This window comes from Escherichia sp. MOD1-EC5189, assembly GCF_002966045.1.
GTDB classification, from domain to species: domain Bacteria; phylum Pseudomonadota; class Gammaproteobacteria; order Enterobacterales; family Enterobacteriaceae; genus Escherichia; species Escherichia coli_F.
Genome location: NZ_PTRX01000134.1, coordinates 1 through 374 on the forward strand (window position 1 = coordinate 1; position 374 = coordinate 374).

Annotated in this window: 1 protein-coding gene; it reads right to left on the minus strand. The window is 58.3% G+C overall.

The annotated features are described in order from the left end of the window. Positions 1-118: 118 nt before the first annotated feature. Positions 119-310: a Rop family plasmid primer RNA-binding protein gene (locus ATB02_RS25895; protein WP_048228005.1), complete on the minus strand. Its 192-nt coding sequence runs from the start codon at positions 308-310 to the stop codon at positions 119-121. Positions 311-374 lie beyond the last annotated feature (64 nt).

The following is a 374-nucleotide window of genomic DNA, read 5'->3' on the forward strand; positions in this document are numbered from 1 at the left end:
GGGTCATGGCTGCGCCCCGACACCCGCAAGGTCCACGGCCTGACGCGCCCTGACGGGCTTGTCTGCTCCCGGCATCCGCTCACAGGCAAGCTGTGGCCGTCTCCGGGAGCTGTATGTGTCAGAGGTTTTCACCATCATCACTGAAGCGAGCGAGGCAACTGCGGTAGAGTTCGTCGGCGTGGTCGTGAAGTGATTCGCAGATGTCCGCCTGTTCGTCCGCGTCCAGCTCGTTGAGTTTTTCTAGCAGGGTTAGCGTCTGGCTTTTGATAAATCGCGCCATATTCAGCGCAGTTTGTTGCTGTTTGTTCACCTTCGGTTGTTCTCCGTCAGTACCGGGTGTCGGGTGGACCCTGACCAGGTGGTAATTGTAAGAC